19 protein-coding genes and 3 pseudogenes are annotated in these 24,337 nt (G+C 41.4%); 9 read left to right on the forward strand and 13 right to left on the reverse strand.

The window, feature by feature from the left end:
• Positions 1–112 precede the first annotated feature (112 nt).
• Positions 113–1,093 carry an MvdC family ATP-grasp ribosomal peptide maturase gene (locus GQR42_RS17845; RefSeq protein ID WP_158200971.1) on the forward strand — a complete coding sequence of 327 codons (981 nt, stop codon included), beginning with the start codon at positions 113–115 and terminating at the stop codon, positions 1,091–1,093.
• A gap of 53 nt (positions 1,094–1,146) precedes the next feature.
• Positions 1,147–2,122, forward strand: a pseudogene (locus GQR42_RS17850) (MvdD family ATP-grasp ribosomal peptide maturase).
• 54 nt (positions 2,123–2,176) lie between these two features.
• On the opposite strand, the gene GQR42_RS17855 reads toward GQR42_RS17850, so the two are convergent.
• From GQR42_RS17855 to GQR42_RS17865, 3 genes are all read right to left on the reverse strand, one after another.
• Positions 2,177–4,240 (reverse strand): ABC transporter ATP-binding protein/permease, encoded by a 2,064-nt coding sequence (locus GQR42_RS17855; RefSeq protein ID WP_158200972.1) that lies wholly within the window; start codon positions 4,238–4,240, stop codon positions 2,177–2,179.
• Positions 4,241–4,466: 226 nt separating this feature from the next.
• Entirely contained in the window at positions 4,467–4,721 is a 255-nt protein-coding gene (locus GQR42_RS17860; protein WP_158200973.1) for a DUF7219 family protein, read from the reverse strand.
• Between the two features lie 65 nt (positions 4,722–4,786).
• Positions 4,787–5,764, reverse strand: a complete 978-nt coding sequence (locus tag GQR42_RS17865; protein ID WP_158200974.1) for an NAD(P)/FAD-dependent oxidoreductase — start codon at positions 5,762–5,764, stop codon at positions 4,787–4,789.
• Positions 5,765–6,182: 418 nt separating this feature from the next.
• On the opposite strand from GQR42_RS17865, the gene GQR42_RS17870 reads away from it, so the two are divergent.
• The gene (locus GQR42_RS17870; RefSeq protein WP_158200975.1) at positions 6,183–7,010 is read left to right on the forward strand and encodes a YaaW family protein; all 828 of its coding nucleotides are present in this window, start codon (positions 6,183–6,185) and stop codon (positions 7,008–7,010) included.
• Position 7,011: 1 nt separating this feature from the next.
• Entirely contained in the window at positions 7,012–8,286 is a 1,275-nt protein-coding gene (locus GQR42_RS17875; protein ID WP_158200976.1) for an O-antigen ligase family protein, read from the forward strand.
• Position 8,287: 1 nt separating this feature from the next.
• Here the strand turns inward: GQR42_RS17875 and GQR42_RS17880 are convergent, their stop codons facing one another.
• The 6 genes and pseudogenes from GQR42_RS17880 to GQR42_RS17905 form a co-directional block, all read right to left on the reverse strand.
• Positions 8,288–8,536: a hypothetical protein gene (locus GQR42_RS17880; RefSeq protein ID WP_199273373.1), complete on the reverse strand. Its 249-nt coding sequence runs from the start codon at positions 8,534–8,536 to the stop codon at positions 8,288–8,290.
• 27 nt (positions 8,537–8,563) lie between these two features.
• Positions 8,564–9,460 (reverse strand): AEC family transporter, encoded by an 897-nt coding sequence (locus tag GQR42_RS17885; RefSeq protein WP_158200978.1) that lies wholly within the window; start codon positions 9,458–9,460, stop codon positions 8,564–8,566.
• 48 nt (positions 9,461–9,508) lie between these two features.
• Positions 9,509–9,700, reverse strand: a pseudogene (locus tag GQR42_RS28945) (Uma2 family endonuclease); the annotation flags it as partial.
• Positions 9,699–10,010, reverse strand: a pseudogene (locus tag GQR42_RS29575) (nucleotidyltransferase family protein); the annotation flags it as partial. The pseudogenes GQR42_RS29575 and GQR42_RS28945, both read right to left, overlap by 2 nt.
• A complete protein-coding gene (locus GQR42_RS17900) occupies positions 9,970–10,830 on the reverse strand; it encodes a formylglycine-generating enzyme family protein (RefSeq protein ID WP_158200979.1) in 861 nt (286 codons plus the stop codon). The pseudogene GQR42_RS29575 and the gene GQR42_RS17900, both read right to left, overlap by 41 nt.
• Positions 10,831–11,036: 206 nt before the next feature.
• The gene (locus tag GQR42_RS17905; protein ID WP_158200980.1) at positions 11,037–13,463 is read right to left on the reverse strand and encodes a dynamin-like GTPase family protein; all 2,427 of its coding nucleotides are present in this window, start codon (positions 13,461–13,463) and stop codon (positions 11,037–11,039) included.
• Positions 13,464–13,684: 221 nt separating this feature from the next.
• Here GQR42_RS17905 and GQR42_RS17910 point away from each other — a divergent pair, with 221 nt between their 5' ends.
• Positions 13,685–15,325 carry a DUF655 domain-containing protein gene (locus GQR42_RS17910; RefSeq protein ID WP_158200981.1) on the forward strand — a complete coding sequence of 547 codons (1,641 nt, stop codon included), beginning with the start codon at positions 13,685–13,687 and terminating at the stop codon, positions 15,323–15,325.
• A 61-nt stretch (positions 15,326–15,386) separates the two neighbouring features.
• Here the strand turns inward: GQR42_RS17910 and GQR42_RS17915 are convergent, their stop codons facing one another.
• Genes GQR42_RS17915 through GQR42_RS17925 form a run of 3 tightly spaced genes read right to left on the reverse strand, consistent with a single transcriptional unit; the run spans position 15,387 to position 16,883 of the window.
• Entirely contained in the window at positions 15,387–15,698 is a 312-nt protein-coding gene (locus GQR42_RS17915; protein WP_002797828.1) for an MgPME-cyclase complex family protein, read from the reverse strand.
• Between the two features lie 58 nt (positions 15,699–15,756).
• Positions 15,757–16,479, reverse strand: a complete 723-nt coding sequence (locus GQR42_RS17920; RefSeq protein WP_199273208.1) for a pyridoxine 5'-phosphate synthase — start codon at positions 16,477–16,479, stop codon at positions 15,757–15,759.
• Between the two features lie 59 nt (positions 16,480–16,538).
• A complete protein-coding gene (locus GQR42_RS17925) occupies positions 16,539–16,883 on the reverse strand; it encodes a YbaB/EbfC family nucleoid-associated protein (RefSeq protein ID WP_158200983.1) in 345 nt (114 codons plus the stop codon).
• Positions 16,884–17,333: 450 nt separating this feature from the next.
• On the opposite strand from GQR42_RS17925, the gene GQR42_RS17930 reads away from it, so the two are divergent.
• On the forward strand, positions 17,334–18,530 hold the full coding sequence (locus GQR42_RS17930) for an META domain-containing protein (RefSeq protein WP_158200984.1): 1,197 nt from the start codon (positions 17,334–17,336) through the stop codon (positions 18,528–18,530).
• A 232-nt stretch (positions 18,531–18,762) separates the two neighbouring features.
• On the opposite strand, the gene GQR42_RS17935 is transcribed toward GQR42_RS17930, so the two are convergent.
• Positions 18,763–19,539, reverse strand: a complete 777-nt coding sequence (locus GQR42_RS17935; protein WP_158200985.1) for a hypothetical protein — start codon at positions 19,537–19,539, stop codon at positions 18,763–18,765.
• A gap of 422 nt (positions 19,540–19,961) precedes the next feature.
• On the opposite strand from GQR42_RS17935, the gene GQR42_RS17940 reads away from it, so the two are divergent.
• The 3 genes from GQR42_RS17940 (at position 19,962) to fbp (ending at position 24,223) form a co-directional block, all read left to right on the forward strand.
• Complete coding sequence (locus GQR42_RS17940; protein ID WP_158200986.1) at positions 19,962–22,214, forward strand: ribonuclease R family protein; 2,253 nt, start codon at positions 19,962–19,964, stop codon at positions 22,212–22,214.
• A gap of 2 nt (positions 22,215–22,216) precedes the next feature.
• Positions 22,217–22,999 (forward strand): DUF3153 domain-containing protein, encoded by a 783-nt coding sequence (locus GQR42_RS17945; RefSeq protein WP_158200987.1) that lies wholly within the window; start codon positions 22,217–22,219, stop codon positions 22,997–22,999.
• A gap of 177 nt (positions 23,000–23,176) precedes the next feature.
• On the forward strand, positions 23,177–24,223 hold the full coding sequence (fbp, locus tag GQR42_RS17950; RefSeq protein ID WP_158202512.1) for a class 1 fructose-bisphosphatase: 1,047 nt from the start codon (positions 23,177–23,179) through the stop codon (positions 24,221–24,223).
• Positions 24,224–24,337: the final 114 nt, after the last annotated feature.

Below are 24,337 nucleotides of genomic sequence, written 5' to 3' on the forward strand. Positions count from 1 at the left end.
GCAGATGAACAATCCGCAGTCTTGTGAATATTCGATTCTGACGACTAAACCAGAATTAGTCGCCACTTAAGAGAGACAAAAAGAAATTTAAATACAGGAATTTCCCCCTGATATGAAAGAATCGCCTAAAGTTGTTTTATTGTTGACCCATAGCGGCGATTTTTTCACGATTGACCGTGTGGCTGAGGCGATAGAAAAAAAAGGAGCCATACCTTTTCGCTTAGATACCGATAAATTTCCCTTAGAGGTTCAACTAACAGCCCAATTTAATGGTAAAAAAAGTTCTTATCAATTAACCTATAACCATCAATCTATTGATAGTGAACAGGTGCAATCTGTTTGGACAAGACGTATTTGGCAACCTGAACTAACAGAGGATTTAGATCCTCAGTTTCGGGAGGCTTGTGTGCGAGAATCCCAGACGACTTTGGCTGGTTTTTGGGATAGTTTAAGGTCAGCGCGTTGGTTAGATAATTTAGCGCAAATTGAGAAGGCTAAAAATAAGTTATTACAACTTCGTTTGGCCTCAGAAGTTGGCTTGATTATTCCCCCCACTTTAGTGACCAATAATCCTGATGCTGCCCGGGAGTTTTTTTCCCAGGTTCAGGGACGAATGGTGAGTAAATTGTTAACTGCGATCGCCCACAGTATGGAGTCGCCGGAATTTTTTCTTTATACCAGTAGGGTGAAAGCAGAAGACCTTGAGGAAGCGGAATCTTTACGTTATTGTCCTATGGTTTTTCAAGCGGAAATTCCTAAACAATTAGAATTGAGAATTGTCGTGGTTAATGGACAAACATTTGTGGGTGCTTTAGATTCTTCTCAGTATAATCATTCAGCCGTAGATTGGCGAAGACCGGGTATTAATCCAGGTGCTTGGCAACATCATACTTTACCCGATTCACTATTGCAGCAACTTCAGATTTTTATGGCTAATTTAGGGTTGAATTTTGGCGCGTTTGATTTTATCTTAACTCCAGGGGGAGAATACGTTTTTTTAGAAGTTAATCCTGTCGGTGAGTGGGGAATGTTAGAACGGGATTTAGATTTACCTATTTCTCAGGCGATCGCTGATTTTTTAGTCTTCGATTGATCGGCAAAGCTGGCGCACAAAAAATTGTTAATCCTACGTTTTCAAGGAGATTTATGACCGTTTTAATTGTTACTTTTAGCCGCGATAATGAAAGTATTCCTCTGGTAATCAAAGCCATAGAAACGATGGGTAAAAAAGCCTTCCGTTTTGATACCGATCGCTTCCCTACAGAGGTGAAAGTTGATCTTTACTCAGACGATAAAAAAGGCGGAATTATTACCGATGGAGAACAAAAATTAGAGCTAAAAGAAGTTTCTGCTGTCTGGTATCGACGCATGAGATACGGACAAAAATTACCCGATGGGATGGATAGTCAATTTCGCGAAGCTTCTCTTAAGGAATGTCGGTTAAGTATTCGAGGAATGATTGCTAGTTTATCCGGTTTTCATCTTGATCCAATTGCTAAGGTAGATCATGCCAATCATAAACAATTGCAGTTACAAGTGGCGCGACAATTAGGTTTATTAATTCCTGGGACTTTAACTTCTAATCATCCTGAAGCTGTCAAGCAATTTGCTCAGGAGTTTGAAGCGACGGGAATTGTGACTAAAATGCTTTCTCAATTTGCTATTTATGGAGACAACCAAGAGGAAATGGTTGTTTTTACCAGTCCTGTTACCAAGGAAGACCTAGGTAATTTGGAAGGTTTGCAATTTTGTCCCATGACTTTTCAGGAAAACATTCCTAAAGCTTTGGAATTACGCATCACTATCGTCGGTGAACAAATATTTACGGCGGCGATTAATTCCCAACAATTAGACGGCGCTATCTACGATTGGCGAAAAGAGGGAAGAGCGCTCCATCAACAATGGCAACCCTATGATTTACCGAAAACTATTGAAAAGCAACTACTAAAATTAATGAAATATTTCGGTCTCAATTATGGTGCAATTGATATGATTGTCACACCAGATGAACGTTATATCTTTTTAGAAATTAATCCCGTTGGTGAGTTTTTCTGGCTAGAACTTTATCCTCCTTATTTTCCCATCTCCCAGGCGATTCGCTGAAATCCTCGTTAACTCATAAACTGGCAAATAGAGAGTCATTGTCTCACTTTCAATCTGTTTGTCACCCCATTAGCTATATTCTCAGCCATTTTAAGGCTTTTGGGTCTTTATCATAACGATAATTAAAACCATCTTTGGCAGTAATGATTTTACCTAAACTGGCACGACTCCGGACGTTACTTAAAGAATAGTCAGTTAGGGACTGCATTTGTTGATGGGACAAACCTTCCGTTATTTCAGAAACTCCTGCAATTTCCGCATCATGCTCAGTTTTAACCTCAGACAAAGTCTCTATTTTTACCGCTGAAAAATTTTCTGATTTTTTTGACATCATGACTATATTATTAACTTTTTTGCGCTGATAATCTTCTACCGTTGACAGCTGCCAATGGGAATTTTCTGTTAACTCTAAGACCCATCGATGATAATTAAATAAACTTTCCCGATGACCAACACTAATAAAGGTGGTTTTACTTTCCTGTAATTGCCGATATAAACTGGCTTCATTGGCCAAATCTAAAGCGCTGGTTGCTTCATCTAGGATAGTAAAAGTCGGTTTAGTGATTAATAGTCGAGCAAAAGCTAGTCTTTGCTGTTCTCCGAGGGATAAAATCTGTTCCCAATTGACTTCTTTGTCTAAGCTATTTTTGTCAGTTAATAAATGTTGAAGATTGACTTTTTTTAAGATATTTTCTAATTCTTCATCCCTCAGCTGCTCATTGGTATGGGGATAAAGTAATTGCTGGCGTAAACTGCCAAGAATAATATAAGGACGTTGGGGTAAAAATAACATTTCAGCTAAAGAAGGACGTACTAAACGACCACTACCCGCTTTCCATAAACCGGCGATTGCTCGTAACAAGGAACTTTTTCCTCGACCACTGGGACCAATAATCAGTAGGCTTTCTCCCAAAGGAACAGAAACCGATAAATTCTCCACAATTACCTTTTCATAATCGGGAGTTTGTAGGGTAAAATTTTCAAAAGCTAGACGATTATCTTCCAGGGTGGTAATGCGACTTAAGTTTTTCGGCTCTTCACTGGCAACTTTTAAGGCATCTGTCAAGGTAGCTAACCGTTCAATATAACTTGAAACTTTACCCGATGTTCCCCATTCGGTAATTAATTGTCCCAAGGCATTAGAAAAAAGGAAACAGCATAAACTCGCTTGACTAATTTCTCCATAATCGATTTCGTTTTTAATAAACATCGGGGTCAAAATAAACATTGAAAATACACTAATCGCTGACTGATAACCTCGATTAAAAAGATTATTAAACCGTTCCCAATTTATCAGGTTTTCCGAGCTTTGAATAACCCGTTGAAAACGACCTTCAATGATTTTTTCTTCCTGCTCTTCTCCCTGAAAAAAAGCAATGGATTCGGCGTGGTTACGCACATGGGTTAAAGCATAATTATAATCAGCTTTATTATTAAGCTCAGATTGATTAATTTTGTTTAATTCTTGAGTTAGATAAATTGCTATTAAATTGCCTGCGATCGTATAAATTATTAGATAAACCGCAATTTGCCGAGAAATTGTCCAAAGAATAATCGCAAAAGTAATCATTTGTAACCCTTTTTCCACGAAGGTAATTAACAACCTTAGGGTCATGGTCGTAATTGGTTCAATTTCTTGAGATAATCTTTGATCGGGATTTTTTAATTTCGAGGTAAAATCGATGTTATAATAAGCGCGATCATTGAGATATTTTTTGACGGTTTGTTTCGTTAACCACTTATACCAATCTAATGCCACTTTGCGACGAATAAATTGAGAAAAAGCAAATAACCCCGTTGTTAATATAATCAACAAACTGGATAACCAAAGCGTATTTAGATATTTAGAAAGGTCTCTATCTTCAATAATAATGTCGAGTACATAACGATTCCAGTAGCTACTAAAAGCTTCTACCCCCACCGTTGCCAAGATACTTAAGAGGATCAAAGCTGACATTCCCCAAGAAATGATCACATCTCCAAAGGCACGTCCATTTAACTCCGTTGGATACCAATAGGGTTGAGCGACAATTTTTAGGCTTTCCCAAAATTGACCAAATAGTGAAAAGGGATTATTGGCGGACTGGTCGGACACAACAGGGTTTTCCGTTGCTTTTTTAGTGGTATATTGGGGCATCTAGATGCAATTGGCAGTTCTTTTACTGTTCTCTTGACAACTCGCTATCATATTGTAGCGGCAGAATTACCTCTTGTTGTCTTTTGTTGACATTTTTATCTCGAAGATGAAAGCCAGCTATGGTCAGAAAGGTCTGACATAACTAAGAACTACTTGACCCACTTTTGTTACTGTAGCACTTTAGATACTGTTTACTGTTTACTGATCACTGAAAAACCCCCATCTCTCAATCTCCGTGATCCTCAAAATGATTAGCTAGTAGGAATTTTCGACTGGTATTTAACTCTTGCCAAAGCTGGTTAATTTTCTCGTAAGCTTCCGTGGAGGTAATCTTTCCCCCACTGTGTAAACCCGCGATAAAAGAGACTCTCAGGGCGAATTCCTGCAAATTAGCGTTAAAAACCAGATTTTGTGGCGTGAATAAACCCCTGTAGCTGGTTTTAGGGTAGAGAAAGTTATCTTTAGAATTGAATTTTTCCATTGTGACCAACCCCCCAGTATAGGATACCTACATTATTATATATTTAACCTTTTGTTAACCCAAGCTTAACCTAAGAATTTAACCCTGTCCCTAGATTCTTCAGAGAGTAGCTGCTGAACTTGATTAGCTGCCGCCATCCCAGAAGTTAAGGCCGTTTCTAGGGAAGAATTTCTCGATAAATCTCCTCCTTGACACCAATCACCACAGGCAACTAGAGGTAAAGGACTATTAACACTTAAACAGGGTACAGCTAAACCCTGACGGACTAAAGCATAACGCCAACGGTGCATCTGAGACCAATCCGGGAGAGGCAAAGAAGCACGAGCGAGTAAATCTAGCTTAACTGCTTCTAAATCCTCGCTATCGAGATATTTAACCGCAAAATCTGCGCTACTATGCACAACAAAGACATAATCAGGGGATGATTGCCGTTTACTGCTATCAAGTCCTAACCAAGCGATATCGGGAGAAGGGGAAGGTTCAGGTAAAGAATCGCCATAACCTGCCATTACCGTTAAACAGGGATCGTAAACGATTGATCGCAATTCTGACATAGTAGTTATCTGAGAGTTTTCTAACAATAACGCTGCTTGCGGGGCGGGAATAGCCAGGACAATCACCGGAAACTCCCCTCGAATTTGACCGTTATTGTTTAAAACCCATTTTCCTTGACGATTTTCCAGACGAGTAACCAGAAAATCTCGTTCAATTTCTAAACCTTGAGCTAAAAATTTCGCCACGCTATTGATGCCAGAAGGAGCAACATAGCTAGAATCAAACCAAGAAGTAACTATATTCTCTCTCAGGAGATTATCAATTAAAGCCGCCGTTTTTTCGCCCTGAATAGTCAAAAAAGGCAAGCCATGATCCACAGCAATCTCTTGATTGGCTCGATTAACCCGTCGCGTGGCTAAACGACCACCAATGCCTCTAGACTTATCAAATAGCTTAACAGTATAACCTCGATCGCACAACTGACGAGCGCAGGTTAACCCGGCTAAACCCGCACCAATGATCCCAACATTAATCGAAAAATTTGTCACTAGCCTTCCTAATCCTGTGAACCCTTGAGTTAATTTAGTGTCAGCATTCGTCCCTCGCGCTTAGTGCGGTGGTAAGGGGCTTTTAAAGGGGCGAAGTAATTCGTCCCAGGGTTCCCCTCATGAATGCTGACCAGTATATAGGCAATTCTCAAAAACTGTGCTATAAATGAATACATCTTGAGCTCTATTCCTTCTGCGATAACCAAGCTCAACGGGTCGTGTTGCAAGAAAAAGTATGGGTCTTAGGAACTAGGACTCCTGCCTGTTGAGGGAAGGTAAGACTTGCTATCTTTCGAGGTAGAAAGCGCATCCCATTGAAGCAGGAAGCTCTCAACGACCTTGAGAGTAGTTCACTATTAGTAGTAATCAGCACTAGCGAAACTGATTTGATTATTGGGGCCGAGGAGGACAAACCACATTGGACGAACTACGCACAGCTTTGGAGTTAGCCACCGAGGAGGAACTGCAGCAAATCACTAACATCCTCTTTTGCCGTCGTTTTAACCCCCTCGATTATCTACGAGCGCCGGACGCCATCGCCGTTCAAAGTCAAGATTGGGAAAGTTGGTTAGATAGCGTCGAGGATCGTTTTCGTTATTTGGCTGCCGATGGTGTGACAGTATTAAAGGGTCAAACGGAAAAAGTTAGTTATCGTCAAATTCTAGTTCGTGTGTGTCATTTCCTCAAGGTTCCCTACTCCCAAAAAATGCCGACAACGGAAATTGAAGCGGAAATCTATCTTCATCTCGTTAACAAAGCTTGGAAACGTCTCCCCCCATCGGAACAAAAATCCCTCTCGATTCAAATTCAAAAAGCGCTCGCGGATTCCCACACTCCCCAACCCTTACCGGTTCACCTACAACACAATCCCCTTGATATAGTCCTCAAAGGCAGTAGCGTCATCGCCATTAATTCTATCCTGAAACCGATTCTGCTTAAACATATCGCTAGGCAGTTCGCTCTTCATTTTGTCCGCTATCAAGGGGCAAAAACTGCCCTAGTCCAGGGTGGGGCAATTGTTAATCAAATCGCCCTAAAAACGGCTAAACAGGGCATGACTAGGGCGGCAGCCCGCTACGGAGCGGTCAGAACCGTGTTAAGTTTGGTAGGACCTGCTTTATGGGGTTGGTTTATTGCTGATCTCGGTTGGAAGGCGATCGCCACTGATTACGGCCGGATTATCCCGACTATTTTTGCCCTTGCCCAAATTCGTCTGACTCGTGACGATTGTTGGCAACCTGCCTAGCATGAAAAAGATTTTTTGTCAAGGGTGGGAGTGGAATTTAATACTTTTTTCAGTTTTTATCGCCATGATGCTGCCGGAGTTGGCGGGTATCGGCATTATTATCGTCTTAATTAGGGTTTTTACTGGCAATTTTCGGGCAATTATCCAGTCACGTCTCAATCAAGGTCTCGGTCTCGTCACTCTTTGGTTAATGATTAGTGCCAGTCTTTCCCCAACTCCGGGGGATGCTTGGATTGGGTTAGGAAATTTCCTGCCTTTTTTCTTCTTTTTTAGCAATATCAGACAATTAATTAAAAAACCCTCTCAATTGCGTCAACTAGCTTGGGCAATGGTTATTCCGTCGGTTTGGGTAGTGGTGATGGGATGGGGACAAATTTTTCTCGGTTGGCAAAAACCGGAGGCATTAAAAGGGATTTTTACCTGGCCCTACGGGGTGGGGGGTGAACCTTTGGGGCGGATGTCTTCGGTTTTTATGTATGCTAATCTTTTGGGGGCTTATTTACTCATAACTCTGATTTTAGCACTCGGTTTATTAATTCTAACTTGGCGGCAGTGGCACAGACAAAGAAATAACCTTTTAAATCTCAAAGTCGGGTTTTTAACTTTAACTATATTTATCGACAGTGTAGGGCTATTTTTAAGCAATTCTCGCAATGCTTGGGCCCTAGCCTTTTTAGGTTGCCTAATTTTCGCCCTTTATCTGGGTTGGAATGCTTTAGTCGCTGGTTTTGTCCTCTTGGGAGGGGTGATTTCTCTTGCTTCTTGGGGACCAACTCCTTTCAGGGATAGTCTGCGTTTTTTGGTTCCTAGGGCGATTTGGGCGCGATTATCTGATGAAATGTTCCCCAATCGCCCTCTAGCGACTCTCAGATCAACTCAATGGCGTTTTACTATAGAAATGACCCAAGAAAGACCCCTATTCGGTTGGGGATTACGCAGTTTTACACCTCTCTACGAAAAAAGTCAGGGATTGTGGTTAGGTCATCCCCATAATTTATATTTGATGTTAATGGCAGAAACGGGAATTATTGGCTTAATTTTATTGTCTGTTTGGGTGGGTTGGATTTATGCCCAAGGGTGGCGTTTATTTATCTTTCTACGGCAACAAAAAGCCGGGGGTGAGTTAATTATCTTTACCTATCTGGTAGCCTTTGGCGCTTGTGTTTTATTTAATCTCGTCGATGTCACCCTCTCCGATGTCAAGATTAATACTATTGTTTGGTTTCTCTTGGCTGCCATTGCCGGGGTCAGTCAAAGGATGAATTATAAATTATGAATTATGAATTGGGGAAGTGGGGAATTGGGGAATTGGGGAATTGGGGTGTGGGGTGTAGGGTGTAGGGTGTAGGGTGTGGGGTGTGGGGTGTGGGGTGTGGGGTGTAGGGTGTGGGGAAGTGGGGAAGTGGGGAAGTGGGGAAGCGGGGAAGTGGGGAGCTTTTCAGTAAACAGTAAACAGTGAACTGATAACTGATAACTGATAACTGATAACTGATAACTGATAACTGATAACTGACTCCTAACCCCACCAACAAACTTTTTGCTGCAAACCCTACTTATAAATAGACTTTTAATAACCAAAGAAAGAAAGGAATAGTCAGAAAACTAGCAAGGGTAGTGACCACAACTGTGCGGGCTATCAAAGTGGCCGAACCACCAAATTCTGTGACTAAAATGACGGTATTAACGGCGGTGGGCATGGCACTTTGTAGGATGAGAATTTTTAGATCCATACCAGTTAATCCTAAACTATTGCCGATCGCAAATGCCAAAAGAGGAGCGACTAAAAGACGCAAACCGGCCCCTAATAATTCTAATTTACCGAGCGCTAATTTTTGCTGAGATAATTGGATACCTAGGATAATTAAAGCCAAAGGAATTGCCGCTTGTCCTAGATAGCTAATACTTTTATCTAATTGCAGGGGAAGATGAAAAGAGAAAGTTTGAAAGCTAATGCCGATAAAAATTGACCAGATTAAGGGCAAGCGAAAAACTAAGCGAAATCCGGAAAGAAAGCTTTTTCCTCGCAAATAAGCGGGACTAATACCAAATAAAAGAATACTAGAACCAATCATATAGATTATCGCTCTTTCCAGTCCAGCTGCACCCAGGGCAAAACTAGCCACAGGTAAACCCATATTACCGTTATTAGGCATCACAGCGGCAGCCATGAGGCTTTTGCGGGTATCAGCATCGAGACTAAGACAATAGGCGATAATTTCGACCACAATCACCATTACCAGTGAAATAAGAGCAAAACCTAGGAGAATTAAACCGATGTTGCTGCCGGATAAAGTGGTGCGATACAGTCCATCAATCACCAAAGCGGGAGCAAGAATATACACCGTGATTTGGGAAAGGGAATGCACTTCAACAGTGAGAATTTTTCCTGCTATCACACCGATGAGGATGATAAAACCCACTGGAATAATAGCGGAGAGGATGACAAGCATTAATCAGGTAAAAAGTAAATAGTAAACGGAAAAAACTGATCTGATTTTTTAACAGATTTCTGTTATATCTTCGTATAAAGATTTGATCGCACAGTGAAAATCGATACTAGCTAGATAAATATCTGCTCCTTTGCTGTAGGGATAAAGAACCCAAAATCCTTCATCATTGCGGCGAAAACAATCTACACTGATGCGTTCTTGACTGATAAGAACGTATTCTTCTAAAGTTTCAAGGGTTCGTTAGCAAATCAACTTTCCGTCCCAATAAATTCTCTAATTCCCGTTTCATCCTCGAAAACTCCAGAAGTCCCCAAGAAACACTATCTTGGAAACTGACCAGTACATCAATATCGCTGTCTGGACGAAAATCTTCCCGCAAAACCGATCCGAATAAATACATTTCAGATATCTGCCATTTCTGACAAAATTCGCTGATTATTTGCTGGGGTAGTTCTATTTTCAATTTTTTCACCTCCCTGTCACCGGTAATCAGTGATCGGTTTTTAGATTTAAGGGGAATTATCGCTAACCACACGAAAACCGATATCATAGAGTCCAGCAGTAGCGAGAAATTTGACCCGGTAGGCCGAGCGACATTTGTTAGGGCCGTCATTCCAGGAACCCCCGCGTAAAACTCGTCTGTCCCTATCTTCTATTGTGGTCGCTTCGTAGTTATCGCGCCAGTAATCTGCACACCATTCCCTGACATTTCCGTGCAAATCGTAGAGTCCGAAAGGGTTAGCGACGGCAAACATTCCTACCGGTGTGGTTTCCCTGCGGTCGCAGCCTAGGGAACCTCCCCCATAACGACCATAACTGCACACTTTCCCGCCATAATCCCAGTCCACCCCGGAATAGTTGGCTAAATCAGTGGAAATTGTCGGGCCAAAGTGAAAGGGGGTTGATGTTCCTCCCCGACAAGCGTATTCCCATTCTTTTTCTGCGGGTAAACGATAATTGAGTCCGGTGAGACGGGATAGGCGATCGCAAAATTCCCCCGCTTCCCACCAGTTAATTTGTTCTACGGGGCGATCGTAACCTTCAAAATGGGCCGGATAGGGATTAAGTTCAATATTTACCGGTTCTAATTTTGCCACCTCGCGCCATTGTCGTTGGGTAATTGGGTAGCGACTCAGGCAAAAAGCCTGAATATTAACCAGAGATTGGGGACTTTGACTCAATTTCCAGCCTAACTCGCTTTTAGGCGCACCGATGAGGTATTGACCGCTAGGGATAGAAATCATTTCTAAAAAGGTTTTTTTGCTTAAAAAATATTTATAACCTCGATTAGTGACTTTTTCCCGTTTAATTTCCTCACCTTTGCCATTAACAGTGACCACCCCATCGGTAAAATCTAACCATTCTCCCATTCTGCACCCCTCTATCGGTTATCAGTTGATCGGGTTAAGCAGCGAGTCTAGAAAAATCTCGCAAGCTACCAGTTATAAGAATAACAAGACTTCGATCGCTTATCCCCCGATGAGTTTTAATTTTAATTAATTTTTTGCTTTGACAGCAAATCGGTTTTTAACAGATGGATTGTTTCCCCTCACTTCTCACCTTCCCACTCCCGATATTAATTGCTGGAGTGATTAACAACTTCTGGGACAATCTCTAATTCTTGTTCACCAATTACAGGTAAATGATTTTTCTGTAAACCCATAGCAGTTAAACAAGTATTGAGAGAGTTGATCGCTTGGTTATAATCATCAATTTTTTGGTTAATTTCTTCTTGTTTATGGGCATTATTAGCAATTTTTTCCGCCGCTTCCTGTTCTAAGGTTTGTTCTAGATAAGAACGAGCTTGATTGAACTGTTGTAGAATAGTATCGGCTTGTTGTTTTGCCATTGGTATCAATTGATTTTTTAAAGTATTATTAATGGTTTGACGGAAGTTTTTATGAATTGTTGCTGATACTTTTGGCTCAAAATCTAACTTAAGTAATTGACGGATAGCAGGTTCGGCAGCAAGAATACTTTCACAGTCATAACCTTGGGCAGTTTGTTGCACAGTTTGCCGAAATTGAAAGATAGAAAAAGTGCCTTCGTTGTAAAAATTATGATTTTCTCGTACATAGCGATCACACTCTGTTCTCGCTTGGGAAACTAAGGCATTAATTAACTGCTCTTCTAGCTGTTTTAGCTGATTTTCTATGCCACTATCGTTACCCAATAAACGATAGATTTGTCGATAATAATCACCTTGTCTTACCGCATCTAAAAGACGCTGACAGAAGCGACTAATTAAACTGGTTGACTCCTCAATTAACACATCTTCTAGCTGGTTAGACAGATAATAAAAAGCTTCTACTAATACTGCTAATAAAGGTGCTGTAGCATTGCGGGGATGGTTTAAAGTCGCTTGCGAGTAAGCATTTCTGACAGAAAAAGTATTTAATAACTCATCCAATCTTGATACCATTCTCGCTTTTAGTTTCTTAAAGTCTTCCTCGAAGTTTTCATCGCTATTAACCACCACAGCATTGACATAACCATCGATATGTTTAGTTAATTTCTCTCCCACTTCTTTTAACTCTTGATTGAGGTGATTTAACTCCAGAGCTTTCATCGCCTCAATTTCTCGTGGTTGACTTTCTAAATCACGATAAATCCCTTGATAGTGATTTTTGAGAGTAATGCAGAGAGATTGTAAATCATCAGCTAAAGTTGCAAACAATTGCGGACGCTTTTCCTCCGTGAGATAACGAGTAATTGCCCTGCGAAATTCTGCGATACCGCTATCAGCAATTAACTGCTCTAGTAAAGGAGTTCCCCACTCGCTTAAAACTCGGAAGTAATTTTTATTAGGAGTTTCATAACCGTGGATGGAAACTTTAAAGGGAGTTGCCAGTAATTTACCGGAGTTGGCACAATAGTTATTAAACTCGCTGACAAATTGTGGTGTTTCTTCTTCTCCTCCTAAATTTTTAACACTTTCGGCAAAAATAGAATCTAAACCATAACGCTGATTAATATTGGTTTGATTTTTCACCTGATACCCATAAAACCCTAAAAGTCCGCTGGTTTTGTAAATGCGGGAAGTATCACGAAATTGCGTTTGAATCAGGTTTTCTAAACGCTGTTTTAGTTGGGCTGAGTACCAGGTTTCATCAATGCGGTTAAAAACATAAAAAACTCGATCACGAATACCAGCATTAGAGCGAATTTTTTCGAGTAATTCCGTTTCTTCTGTGGCTAATTCTCCCGCAGCAGCAGCCTTTAAAACACAAACCACTGCCGAAGTATCAGGATGCTCTATTTTACGATAGGCTAAGGCGGCATCTTTTTGGACTGGGGCATCAATACCGGGCAAATCTACCAAAACGTTACCATCTTTAAGGAGAGGATGATGACAGTAATATTCTAGACGTTTTAAGACGGCGCTATTGCTACCACGACGGGCAAAACTGGCCGCTTCTGCTAAATTAGAAAAGTGAAATTGTTCCATGGAATAGGTGGCATTATGCAGCGTATGAATCCGCTCACGATTTTGAGTAAATCCTTCAATTAATAATTTTAAACCCTGAGCTTGTTTAGCTCGCTCGGATTTGCCTTCTCCTCCTTCCTGTTCGATAATTTTTTGACAGTATTGGTTTAACTGACTACAGTATTCCGGGGAATTAATGTTACTGGGATTGGTTAATTGCAGATTTTGACAGACGGTATCGACTAAAGTACGAATTTCTACTTCGCTAAGAAAGGTTAAAACCACTCTTTCCTCATCAGCTTCTGCGTACTCAATATAACATTCTGTACCTGTTGCGTGTCCTTCGGCACTATACAACAATTCTCGCTCTAAAAGTGCATTGATTAACATTGATTTACCGGCACTAAAAGCACCGGCAAAAACGATTTCAAATTTGGGAGAAATGGCTTTTTGTAGGGCAATTTCTATCTTGCTGGTATCCTGTTGATTGCGGAGAGAGGATTCGCCTTTGAATAGTTCAATTATACTGTTAACATTACCAGCCAGATTACTGCATTGGGGTAAAAGTTCAGTCATGGTAAAACCCAAATCTAGAAGAACAGTGCTATTGTTCCCCAGATTATAACAAAATTCCCTAACTAGATGTCACATCTTTGGTCAGCGATTTAAGCAATCAAGAACAAAGTCATCGTCTTCAATCTAGAATCAGAATTGATTATAATCAATTTAGTACATACCGATTTCCGAGAACCTTCTTAGCTAAAAATTCCCTCCTGAATTCTAGGATAATGATAATTATGTGGACAAAAATGGCAATAGATAAATTGAGATTAAAAAAAATTCGGCCTATGAAACAGTTAGGATTTTTGTTAGGGACAGTTTTTCTTTTGGGGGGTTGTCATTCTCTGAATGCTATCCAAAATCGTCCCCAACCCTTGCCCCAAGATCAATATATGCAAGTCTATTTTAATTATAATCAGTCCCAGGGTTCAAATTATACCGATCCCTATCGCCAAATTAATCGCCCAGGGGATAATTTAGAACAGGTTATTATTGATAATATCAACTCGGCAAAAAGTTCGATCGATCTAGCGGTGCAAGAGTTACGTTTACCCGCCATCGCTCAAGCTTTAGTTGCTCGTCAGCAACAGGGAATTAAAGTTAGGGTTATTCTCGAAAATATTTACAATCAACCTATTAATAGTTTAGCCAAAAACCAAGAACAATTAAGCGAACGAGAACAGGAACGCTATCAAAATCTTTTTGATTTAGTTGATCTAAATCGAGATGGTAAATTAAGTACAGAAGAAATCGCCCAAAGAGATGCAATTACTATCCTCAAAAAAGCTGGTATTCCCCTAATTGATGATAGTGCAGATCGCTCAAAAGGTAGCGGTTTAATGCACCATAAATTCATGGTTATTGATCATCACACTACTTTAATCAGTTCAGCTAACTATACCTTAAGTGATATTCATGGAGACTTTTCTAATCCCAAAACTGTCGGGAATGCCAATCACTTATTAGTAATTACTAATCCCCCACTAGCTAGAGTTTTTCAAAGAGAATTTAATCTGATGTGGGGAAGGGAAGATCAACCTAAATTTGGCTTAGATAAACCCCACAGAAAACCGCAAAAAATTACTATCGGTAATAGTAGTCTAATGGTAAAATTTTCCCCCGATTCTATCACTTATCCCTGGGTAATTACTAGCAATGGTCTGATCGGTGAAACTTTAAATAAAGCTGAAAAATCCGTGAATTTAGCCCTGTTTGTCTTGACGGAACAGCCTCTAGTTAATATTCTCGCCCAACGACATCAAAAAGGGATAGAAATTAAAGCGTTAATTGATCCTAGTTTTGCTTTCCGATACTATAGCGAAGGATTAGATTTATTAGGAGTTGCTCTCAGTAATAAATGTCGTTATGAACCAGATAATCAGCCTTGGCAAAACCCAATTAATACCCTAGGAGTTCCCGCTCTAGCGGCGGGAGATAAATTACACCATAAATTCGGTTTAATCGATGATAAAATTGTGATTACTGGTTCTCATAATTGGTCAGCAGCTGCTAACCATCAAAACGATGAAGCTTTAGTTATTATCGATAATCCCACCGTTGCCGCTCATTTCGATCGAGAATTTCAATATCTTTACCGTACCGCTAAATTAGGACTGCCGGAAACTATTAAAAATCGGATCGAACAGGATAGAAAAAACTGCCCCCAATCTGTAACAATTAAAAGCGATCGCTTAATTAATTTAAACACTGCCACAAAAGAAGAATTAGATACTTTACCCGGTATCAGTGGCAAATTAGCCGAAAAAATTATCGCAGCCCGGCAAGAAAAACCCTTTACTTCCCTAGAAGATTTGGATAGAGTATCGGGAATCGGTAAGGGAAAAATTAACAAGATCAAAGGCAAAGTTAGCTGGTGATCATTGCTTCGTCTGTATTTTCTTCCACAGACAAAAACTAGCAATTTTCCCTCCACAGGGACTATTTTAACGGTTCGGGAATACTATCGGAAGGAGCTTCAAACTGTCCGGTAATAACGTATTCTAGACGCAATTTTAGCCAAGTAATAAACTGTTGGTTGAGCGAAACAATCGCCGCTGCTGGTTGGGGAGTTTTCTTTTTGATATCGGCAAAAGCGGGAGTATCTAAAAAAGCTGGATTGGCAATTAACCAAAAATCAATTTCTTGACCTTTTTCTTGATAATTCCTGATTCTTTCCTTCAAAACTTCCTTTTCGATCGCTTCTTCTTCTAAAAACTTTTGACTGGCTACCAAATAATAATAAGTTGTCATCATCTTTCCTTTAATTTTTCACTGTAATTGTTCCCTAGTCAGGAGATTAGCTGATAGCCTACAATTGCCCACGCATAGCCAATTTCATTTCCCTAACAGCCCGTTCTAACCCGACCAAAACCGCACGACTGATAATTGTGTGACCAATGTTCAATTCTTCCATATTGGGCAAACAGGCGACGGCATAAACATTCCAATAGGTCAAACCGTGACCAGCATTCACCCGCAAACCGAGAGAGGAAGCGTATTCACAACCTTCTTTAAGAATTGTTAATTCTGCTTGACAATCGCTCTCCTGTTGTGCTTCGGCGTATTGACCGGTATGGAGTTCAATAAATTTCGCCCCCGTATTAGCTGCCGCTTGAATTTGGGCAAAATCGGCATCAATAAACCAACTAACGGGGATATTAGCCGATTGCAGGCGCTCGACAACCCGACAAAAACGGTCAAAATTGCCCAGCATATCGATCCCCCCTTCCGTGGTCACTTCCTCGCGTTTTTCGGGGACAAGGGTGACATAATCGGGTCTAATATCGAGAGCAATGGCGATCATTTCCTCCGTTGGGGCCATTTCCAGATTCAGATGAGTCCGCACCGTTTGCCGGAGGAGCCGCACATCGCGATCTTGGATATGACGACGATCCTCGCGCAAGTGAACGGTAATGCCATCAGCACCGCCGATTTCAGCCATAACTGCCGCCGCCACGGGATCCGGTTCCACGGTCTGACGCGCTTGGCGAATTGTGGCCACATGGTCGATATTGACACCCAAAGTCAGCAAAGTTGAACCTCCTTGTTTGTTAGTCCAACTTTCCATCTTACCATTGCGGTCAAAAGCGATTACATACTGGAGATATTTAAACCCATGGTCAGTTCTTCCATTTTGCTGCGCATGGTTTCCGTGGAGGCACTATAGGCGGCCTTCATGGCTTCTAGAATAGACCCAGCCACAATCTCCAGATCTTGGGAGAGAAGAGAAGGGTCGATTTCAATACCCAGGGGTTCTTGGTTGCCACTGAGATAGACTGTCACCAAGCCATTTTCACTCTGGCCTGGAATTTCCATAGTTTCCAGTTCTTCTTGCAGAACTTTAGCCCCTTGTTGCACCTGTTGCGCTTTTTGGAAAGCTTCTTGTAGTTCTTTAATCTTACCGAGACCGAATCCGAATCCTTGTCCTTGTGCCATGATGTTTTTTTTGTTTAAGGGGTCACTCAAGGTTTTTATTGTACTGCTTAAGGTGAACTCGGATCAATTTTTTGCCCTCAAATGGCAAAAAGTGATTAATAGACCTCCTGCAAAAGTAAGTTATCGAGGCGCTATCGAGTCAAAATATCTAGAAGCTCCGATAAATTGGACATAATCTCAGGTTTTATGGATAGGATAGTTGTCTCTTGTCTTTTTTCTACTCCTGTCTCGGAGTCGACCGTCTCCTTACCTAACGGAAGATTTTTGATTTTTGCAGGAGAGCTAATGACAACGTTGACTTTCTGACTGGGTTAAGGTTTGCGGGAACTTGTTCTCTCTTAATCCGTCACGGGATGGTCAGAAAGAGAAATCCGAAAAATTATCCTAACCACTCAGTCGTTTACCCCACGCCATAATAGAATTGTTGCTTTGACGAGGAGAATAGCAATTTTGAACGCCAAAAAAACGGGAATTTTCTTGACAATTGCCCTAAGTTGTGCTTTAGCGGGGCAAGCGGCGATCGCTAATAGTTCCCCTTTGGAGGGGACTCGATGGAAACTAAGGGGATGGACAGCCGGAAGTTTGGTCAAAGAAACGGAAATTACTGCCGCTTTCCAGAAAAATATCCTCAGTGGTTCGGCCGGATGCAACCAGTATAATACCGGCTATCAAGTCAATAATGACACGCTCAAGGTTAACCAAGCGATCGCTACTACCAAAAAAGCTTGTCCGGAACCGCAGATGAAACAAGAAAATCAATATCTCGCTGCCCTGCAAGGAGTGGAACAATTCCAAGTGACAGCTAAAGGCGATTTACAATTATTTTATCGTACTCCCGAAGGTTTAGGAATCCTCACTTTTACCCCCGCACCGACCACCACGCGCACGGAAAAGACAATTTATATCAATTCTAGGAAACAACCCTGTAGCCAAGGCACAACCAAAGACTGTTTACAGATGCGAGAAAAACCAGAGGAAAACTGGCGATTGTTCGCTAATACTATCGAGGGATTTGATTATAAACCTGGATTTTTATATCAAATTAAAGTTAGCATTGAAACCGTATCCAATCCAGCTACTAATCAAAATTTGGAAACATGGAAGCTATTAGAAGTTATTAGCCAAACCCCAGAAAAAGAGACTCCGCGATCTTGGTTTGATCGACCGTTAACTAATTGGAATAAAGCCAAGTCTCCTATACCCAAATCTCCCGTTAAAACCGTGATCGATAACCAGTGTCGTGAACAGGTTCGTCCGGCAATTACTGCCAATGATCAAGCTCTTAATAAAGCAGGATGGTTACTGTACGGGGCCGTGCAAACCTATGGGAAAACTAGCGTTATTTCGGCCATGAGTGGAGTGGATGGAATGTGCCGACCGATGGGTTATCAAGACTTTGTTTTTGTCGATGGTAAATTCGCTGGCACTCTTTCCCCGCGACCGATGGATTCCCGCACTGATGGTGCATCTCAGAGAATTGTTTTACAAAATAGCGATCGAATTATTGTGGTTTTTAATCGCTATAAAGACACGGATCCTCTCTGTTGTCCTTCCCAATTAAGTCGCGTTATCTATCAAATCGAAACAGTCAACGGATTGCCAGTTGTTGTTCCCAAAGAAGCGGAAACAGAAGCAGTAAGAAACTAATTCAGTTATCAGTTATCAGTGAGATAGGGAGAAAAATACTGGCAGCTAATAGCTTCCTTTTTTATTATATCTCCCGCAAAAGTGAGTTTTTAATCGCATTTTCCAGAAAAAGATCGCTTTTCTACTGCTAGGAAATAATCTATTTCTTTCTGCTTCTCCTGACTCGGAGAATACTGGTTCGGAGACTCCTCACTTAACGGAAGATTTTTGATTTATGCAGCAGGTTTAGTGATTAGGCACTGATACTAGATAAGTAGTTATAGAATTCTAATAACTCCTCATTAGTTAGTAGTAAACGGGACTTTTTGCCATAGGTAGAAATCAGGTATTCCCGACCTTTTTCTGTAGTCCAAGCTAATCGTTTCATCTCCACATCAATTTTAGTTTTAAGCACTGAATAATCGATTTCTTCGGGAATAACAACAACTGGTGCCGGTGCCGGTGTTTCTTCTTCAGTTAAACTCGCTTCTTCTGGCAATTCTGATAATAAGGAGTAATTATCGGTTTCCATTTCTAATAATAAAGGCTCTGGTTCTGGTAAAGGAATATCCTTAACTTGGGGTAATTCTGGTTCAATTTTAGCCGGGGGAATATCCTTAACTTGAGGTAATTCCGGTTCAATTTTGGCTGGGGGAATATCCTTAACTTGAGGTAATTCCGGCTCAATTTTAGCTTCAGGACGAGGTATTTCAGTGACTTTAGCCGTTTTGGTCGATTTTTTGGCACTAGCGACGGGTTTAGGTAAATCTTCCGGTAGAGAAATATTATTGGGGCTGATTTTTTCCACAAGCTGGAGATCGGGGGTGCTTTCAGCCTCTAAAAGCAGTAAAGCCCGTTCTCTGGCTCTATCTTCGGCGATTTCCACCGTATCTGCCGCAGCTAAACCTGTAACGACCGTTTTTCCCTCAATTTCGACGATCGCTTTCACAATATACTTGCCGTGATCGATTTGAACTAACTCACTAATCAGGGCAACTTGGGGGTAACGTTGGCGTAACTTTTGCAACATGGTGACTTTTTCGAGTTCTTTTGTACTTATATTAGAATACTCTATCGCAATTCTGGAAAAATGTAGCAAGTTCTTGCTACGATTAAAGGTTAGATAAAATTTTCAGTTCTAGGATTAGCCTTGCCCACAGTAACAAGATTCTACTAGGCTGAAGCTTCTGCCAGAAAGACTAGCGATCGCCAAAAAGTTTGCCGGTGTTCGCTATTGGTTTATCCTAAGGAAGGATTCGATAATTCTCTTCGGTAGGTTCGGGTGTTCGATGCTTGCTCAGTTTACCTTCACTGTCACCACCAGCGATCGCAATTACCCCGACAGAGATAATCTCTGGAGTCAATGGTTTAAATCAATCTTCTCATTATTAAGTATTTAAACTTAATTATTCACGATTCCGTCAGTGTCTTGTAAGTAAGGATTATTGTTAGATGGACTTCTCGATCGCCACACTCCTCTCTCATCTTAGTGATGATAAATTAGCTACGGGTAAAATTCTCGAAAAAAAACTGGGCTGCGAAGACGATCCCGAAAGCTGCGAAAAATTGCAAGTGATTCTCGATGCTTTAGAACGTCTGGGAATGGTTGTCAAAGAACGCGGGCGCTATCGTCGTGTGATCGAGGAAAATGTCGTAGAAGCAAAGCTGCGCTGTTCCAGTAAAGAATTTTGCTTTGCTATCCAAGATAGCGAAGATGCTGATGACATCTACGTCTCGAAAAATCATCTCAGTAACGCTTGGAATGGCGATCGAGTTTTAGTCAAAATCATCCGCGAGGGAACCCGTCGTCGTTCCCCAGAGGGAGAGGTGAGATTAATTCTCGAACGAGCTAACCCTTCGCTTCTAGCGCAAGTAAAACAGGAAAATGAGCAGTTTGTGGCGGTTCCCCTCGATGATCGCCTGAAATTTACGCTTAATCTCCTCGAAAATGGTCAAAATCTCCAAGAAAATATCGATTACCTCGTTCATGTTTCCGTCCTCCGTTATCCCCTAGGGGAAATGCCTCCCATCGGTAAAGTTACTCGCATTCTCGGTTCCACGGCCGAGGCCGCTGCCGACACGGATATCGTCTCCTGTAAACACGATCTACCCCATAATTTTCCGCCGGAAGCCCTCGAAATTGCTGATAATTTAGCGGATTTCTTCGATAGTGGCGAAAAAGAACAACTGCGAGATTTAACCCCACTCTTCACCTTTACCATCGAAGATGACAACCCCCTGGATTATCCCCCAATCATTGAAAATGCCTTTTCTTTAGAGAAAATCAACCAAAATCGCTGGCGAGTCGCCATTCATATCAGCGATGTAGTCCGTTACATTGAACGGGGGGGATTATTGGATAAAGTCGCCAAAAAACGGGGAACAGCCGTCTATTTAGGCGAAAAAGTGCTGCCATTAGTCCCGGCTGCCGTTACCAGTCGTTGTTCCCTGTCACCGCAAGAACAGCGCCCCGCTATTTCGATCCTCGTCACCCTCGATGACAAGGGGGAGCTAGTGGAGTACGAAATCACCCGCAGCCTCATCCAAGTGGATCAACATTTTACCTATCAACAGGTGCGCGATCTGCTCAGTGAAGAAGATAGCGAAGCTGCCCCCACCGATACCGTTGAAACCCTGAAAGATTTATTTTTTAGCGTTTGCCCCACCCTAAAATCCCAACGTCTGCAGCGGGGTAGTTTTGATATTCAATTAGACAAAATCTCTCCCTACAAAGACGAAGGACGGGGGGGGACTGTTCTCGCTTCTAATAATTTACCGGCCCGTTCTTTACTGACAGAAGTGGCAATTTTAGCCGGCAAAGTCGTCGCTGAACATTTGCAAGCTTTACACTTACCCTGTATCTACTGTGGACAATCGGAACCGGATTGGGATGAATTGGAGGATTTACTCAAATTAGCCAATAATTTAGGGGCAGAATTAAATTTAACTGCCGAGGAGGAGATTAAACCCAATGACTATCAAAATCTCACCCGCATTTTTTCCGCTTCCACATCGGTGAAAGTCCTCAATTATCTCCTGCAAGAAACTCTCAAATTGGTTAGATATAGCAGCCATCCTTTACCCCATTTTGGTTTGGCCTATCCTGGCAATTATACCCACTGTCTATCACCTCTGCAAAGATATGCCGATCTTTGGGTACAACGGGTGTTAAAAATCCTATTAACAGAGGGGAAAGATCGCCGCAGCAAAATCGTCAAAGTCGGGGTTAATTTGGGCAGTAATAGCTGTCATGGACAGATTAATTGGAATATTCTACCAAGTCAAATTCAGGAGGAGTTAGAAGAAGAAAGCCACCTAATTGTTTCCCATCTCAATGATCGCTCAAAAATTGCTGAAGATGCGGAAAAAGACCTAGAAGGATTGAAAAAAGCCGAGAAAATGAAAGAAAGAATGGGTCAAGTTTTTCGCGGCTTAATTACCGGTGTACAATCCTATGGTTTCTTCGTGGAAATTTCCGATTTATTAGTGGAAGGGTTGGTTCATGTTTCTTCTCTCAAGGATGATTGGTACGAATATCGCGCCCGTCATAGCTGTTTGGTAGGACGGAAAAATCGCGTTGCCTATCGTCTCGGTGATGAGGTAGAAGTGGAAGTAAAAGATGTAGACTATTATCGTCAGCAAATCGATCTAGTTACGGTTAGCGGTGGCAGTTCAGCAAGTTATGACGACTTAGAAGAAGATTAATTATGAATCAACCAACCACCGAAAAAATCGGGAAAAACCGCTTTATTCTGCCCTTTTTATGCGGTCTTTTTCTCTTTTTAACTGGCTGTGTCCGTTACGATGTGGGCATTAATTTTCCCCACCAACACCACGGGGAAATTATTCAACATATCACCCTCGGACAACGTTTAACCAGTCTCAGTCAAACCGAAGCCACTAAATGGTTAAATAGTATCGAACAGAGGGCAAAATTACTTAAGGGTAAAACCGCTCATATTTCCGAACGAGAAATAATTGTCACTATTCCCTTTAGTAATAGTCAGGAATTAGAGGAAAAATTCAATCAATTTTTTGATCCTAGTTCTTCCTTTAAAATCAAAAATTCCGCTGATACCGATGATCTCAAGTTACTACAACTGGATTCAAAACTGGCAGTTACAGAACGAGATTGGTTCTTTTTGAGCCAGAAAAACTTAAAGTTAACCGTTGATCTGCGGGCTTTAGGTGTACTTTCTGAACAGGGAAATATTATCGTTAGCCCCGGTTCTTTAGTCGCTATCGACTTCGCTTTAAAGACTCCCTTAGCTGGTCAAAATATTGAAGATGACTCAGGATTAAATCCCCCGGTAGAACAAGTTGATGAGCAGTTAATTTGGCATTTAAAACCAGGAGAAATTAACACCATTGCGGCAGCTTTTTGGGTTCCTAACTATTTAGGTATCGGCACAATAGTTATTGTTTTAATAACAGGTTTTGCCTATTACTTGAAATATAAACGCTTGCCCGGTGTATCCCCATCGACTTAAATTGAGAGGGCAACTATTGACCAAAATTTAATGATCAATGAGGGAAAAATTAGCCAACTCTAAAACTGATCTAAAAATTAGCCCGCAATAGGGAAAATTTTGGCTAGGATCAAACCATAGTCAAAATTGAGACTAGACGAGTTTCCCTTTTTTACTTTATTACTGGCAATTACAGTTATGGTTAGCAATATTCCCTTTTCTATCCCCGAACATAGCCTCGATCGAGATTGTACCACCCTCTCCCGTCACGTCCTGCAACAATTACAAAGCTTTTCCCCCGACGCGCAGGATTTAAGCGCAATTATGAGTCGAATTGCCCTAGCGGGGAAATTAATTGCCCGTCGTCTTAGTAAAGCGGGATTAATGGCGGATGTGCTAGGTTTTACGGGAGAAACCAACGTCCAAGGAGAATCAGTCAAGAAAATGGACGTTTTTGCCAATGAAGTATTTATCTCGGTTTTTAAGCAAAGTGGTTTAGTTTGCCGTCTTGCTTCCGAGGAAATGGATAAACCCTATTATATTCCAGAAAACTGCCCTATTGGTCGCTATACCCTACTCTACGACCCGATCGATGGTTCTTCCAATGTGGATATTAATCTTAATGTCGGTTCGATTTTTGCCATCCGGCAACAGGAAGACAATGATTTAGACGGAGAGGCCCGGGATTTACTGCAAAATGGTCGTCAACAAATCGCCGCCGGTTATATTCTCTACGGACCTTCGACTATTTTAGTTTATTCGATCGGTCGCGGTGTTCATGCCTTTGTCCTTGACCCCAGTTTAGGGGAATTTATCCTCGCCCAAGAGAATATTATTATCCCTGATCACGGTCCGATTTATAGTACCAATGAGGGCAATTTTTGGCAGTGGGATGAGGCAATTCGTGACTATACCCGTTATGTCCACCGTCATGATGGTTACACGGCCCGTTACAGTGGGGCATTAGTGGGAGATATCCATCGAATTTTAATGCAGGGTGGAGTTTTTCTCTATCCGGGTACTGTTAAAAATCCCCAGGGAAAATTGCGCTTAATTTATGAAACTGCCCCCCTTGCTTTTTTAATTGAACAGGCAGGAGGTAAAGCTAGTGATGGGGTGACAAATCTTTTAGATATCGTTCCCGATAAATTACACACCCGCACACCTTTAGTGATCGGTAGTGTCGAAGATGTTAAATTGGTGGAGTCTTTTATCGCCGATCGCCGTCATCGCGATCAACTTTAACTTATAGTTTTATTTAGAGATATTGACATGGATTTACAAGCTCTGAAGTGGACTAAAAATGTAAACAGTGAACTGAAAACTCACATCTGATAACTGATTCAAAGCTGACTGCTG

The sequence above is a fragment of the Microcystis aeruginosa FD4 genome (assembly GCF_009792235.1).
Taxonomy (GTDB): domain Bacteria; phylum Cyanobacteriota; class Cyanobacteriia; order Cyanobacteriales; family Microcystaceae; genus Microcystis; species Microcystis viridis.

Bases quoted from the DNA above. Each gene is read 5' to 3' on its own strand.
- GQR42_RS17935 (WP_158200985.1), bottom strand. From the start codon at position 19,539: ATGTTGCAAAAGTTACGCCAACGTTACCCCCAAGTTGCCCTGATTAGT.
- GQR42_RS17915 (WP_002797828.1), bottom strand. From the start codon at position 15,698: ATGACAACTTATTATTATTTGGTAGCCAGTCAAAAGTTTTTAGAAGAA.
- GQR42_RS17875 (WP_158200976.1), top strand. From the start codon at position 7,012: ATGAAAAAGATTTTTTGTCAAGGGTGGGAGTGGAATTTAATACTTTTT.
- GQR42_RS17885 (WP_158200978.1), bottom strand. From the start codon at position 9,460: ATGCTTGTCATCCTCTCCGCTATTATTCCAGTGGGTTTTATCATCCTC.
- GQR42_RS17845 (WP_158200971.1), top strand. From the start codon at position 113: ATGAAAGAATCGCCTAAAGTTGTTTTATTGTTGACCCATAGCGGCGAT.
- GQR42_RS17925 (WP_158200983.1), bottom strand. From the start codon at position 16,883: ATGGCACAAGGACAAGGATTCGGATTCGGTCTCGGTAAGATTAAAGAA.
- GQR42_RS17940 (WP_158200986.1), top strand. From the start codon at position 19,962: ATGGACTTCTCGATCGCCACACTCCTCTCTCATCTTAGTGATGATAAA.
- GQR42_RS17900 (WP_158200979.1), bottom strand. From the start codon at position 10,830: ATGGGAGAATGGTTAGATTTTACCGATGGGGTGGTCACTGTTAATGGC.
- GQR42_RS17855 (WP_158200972.1), bottom strand. From the start codon at position 4,240: ATGCCCCAATATACCACTAAAAAAGCAACGGAAAACCCTGTTGTGTCC.
- GQR42_RS17905 (WP_158200980.1), bottom strand. From the start codon at position 13,463: ATGACTGAACTTTTACCCCAATGCAGTAATCTGGCTGGTAATGTTAAC.
- GQR42_RS17910 (WP_158200981.1), top strand. From the start codon at position 13,685: ATGTGGACAAAAATGGCAATAGATAAATTGAGATTAAAAAAAATTCGG.
- GQR42_RS17945 (WP_158200987.1), top strand. From the start codon at position 22,217: ATGAATCAACCAACCACCGAAAAAATCGGGAAAAACCGCTTTATTCTG.
- fbp (WP_158202512.1), top strand. From the start codon at position 23,177: ATGGTTAGCAATATTCCCTTTTCTATCCCCGAACATAGCCTCGATCGA.
- GQR42_RS17860 (WP_158200973.1), bottom strand. From the start codon at position 4,721: ATGGAAAAATTCAATTCTAAAGATAACTTTCTCTACCCTAAAACCAGC.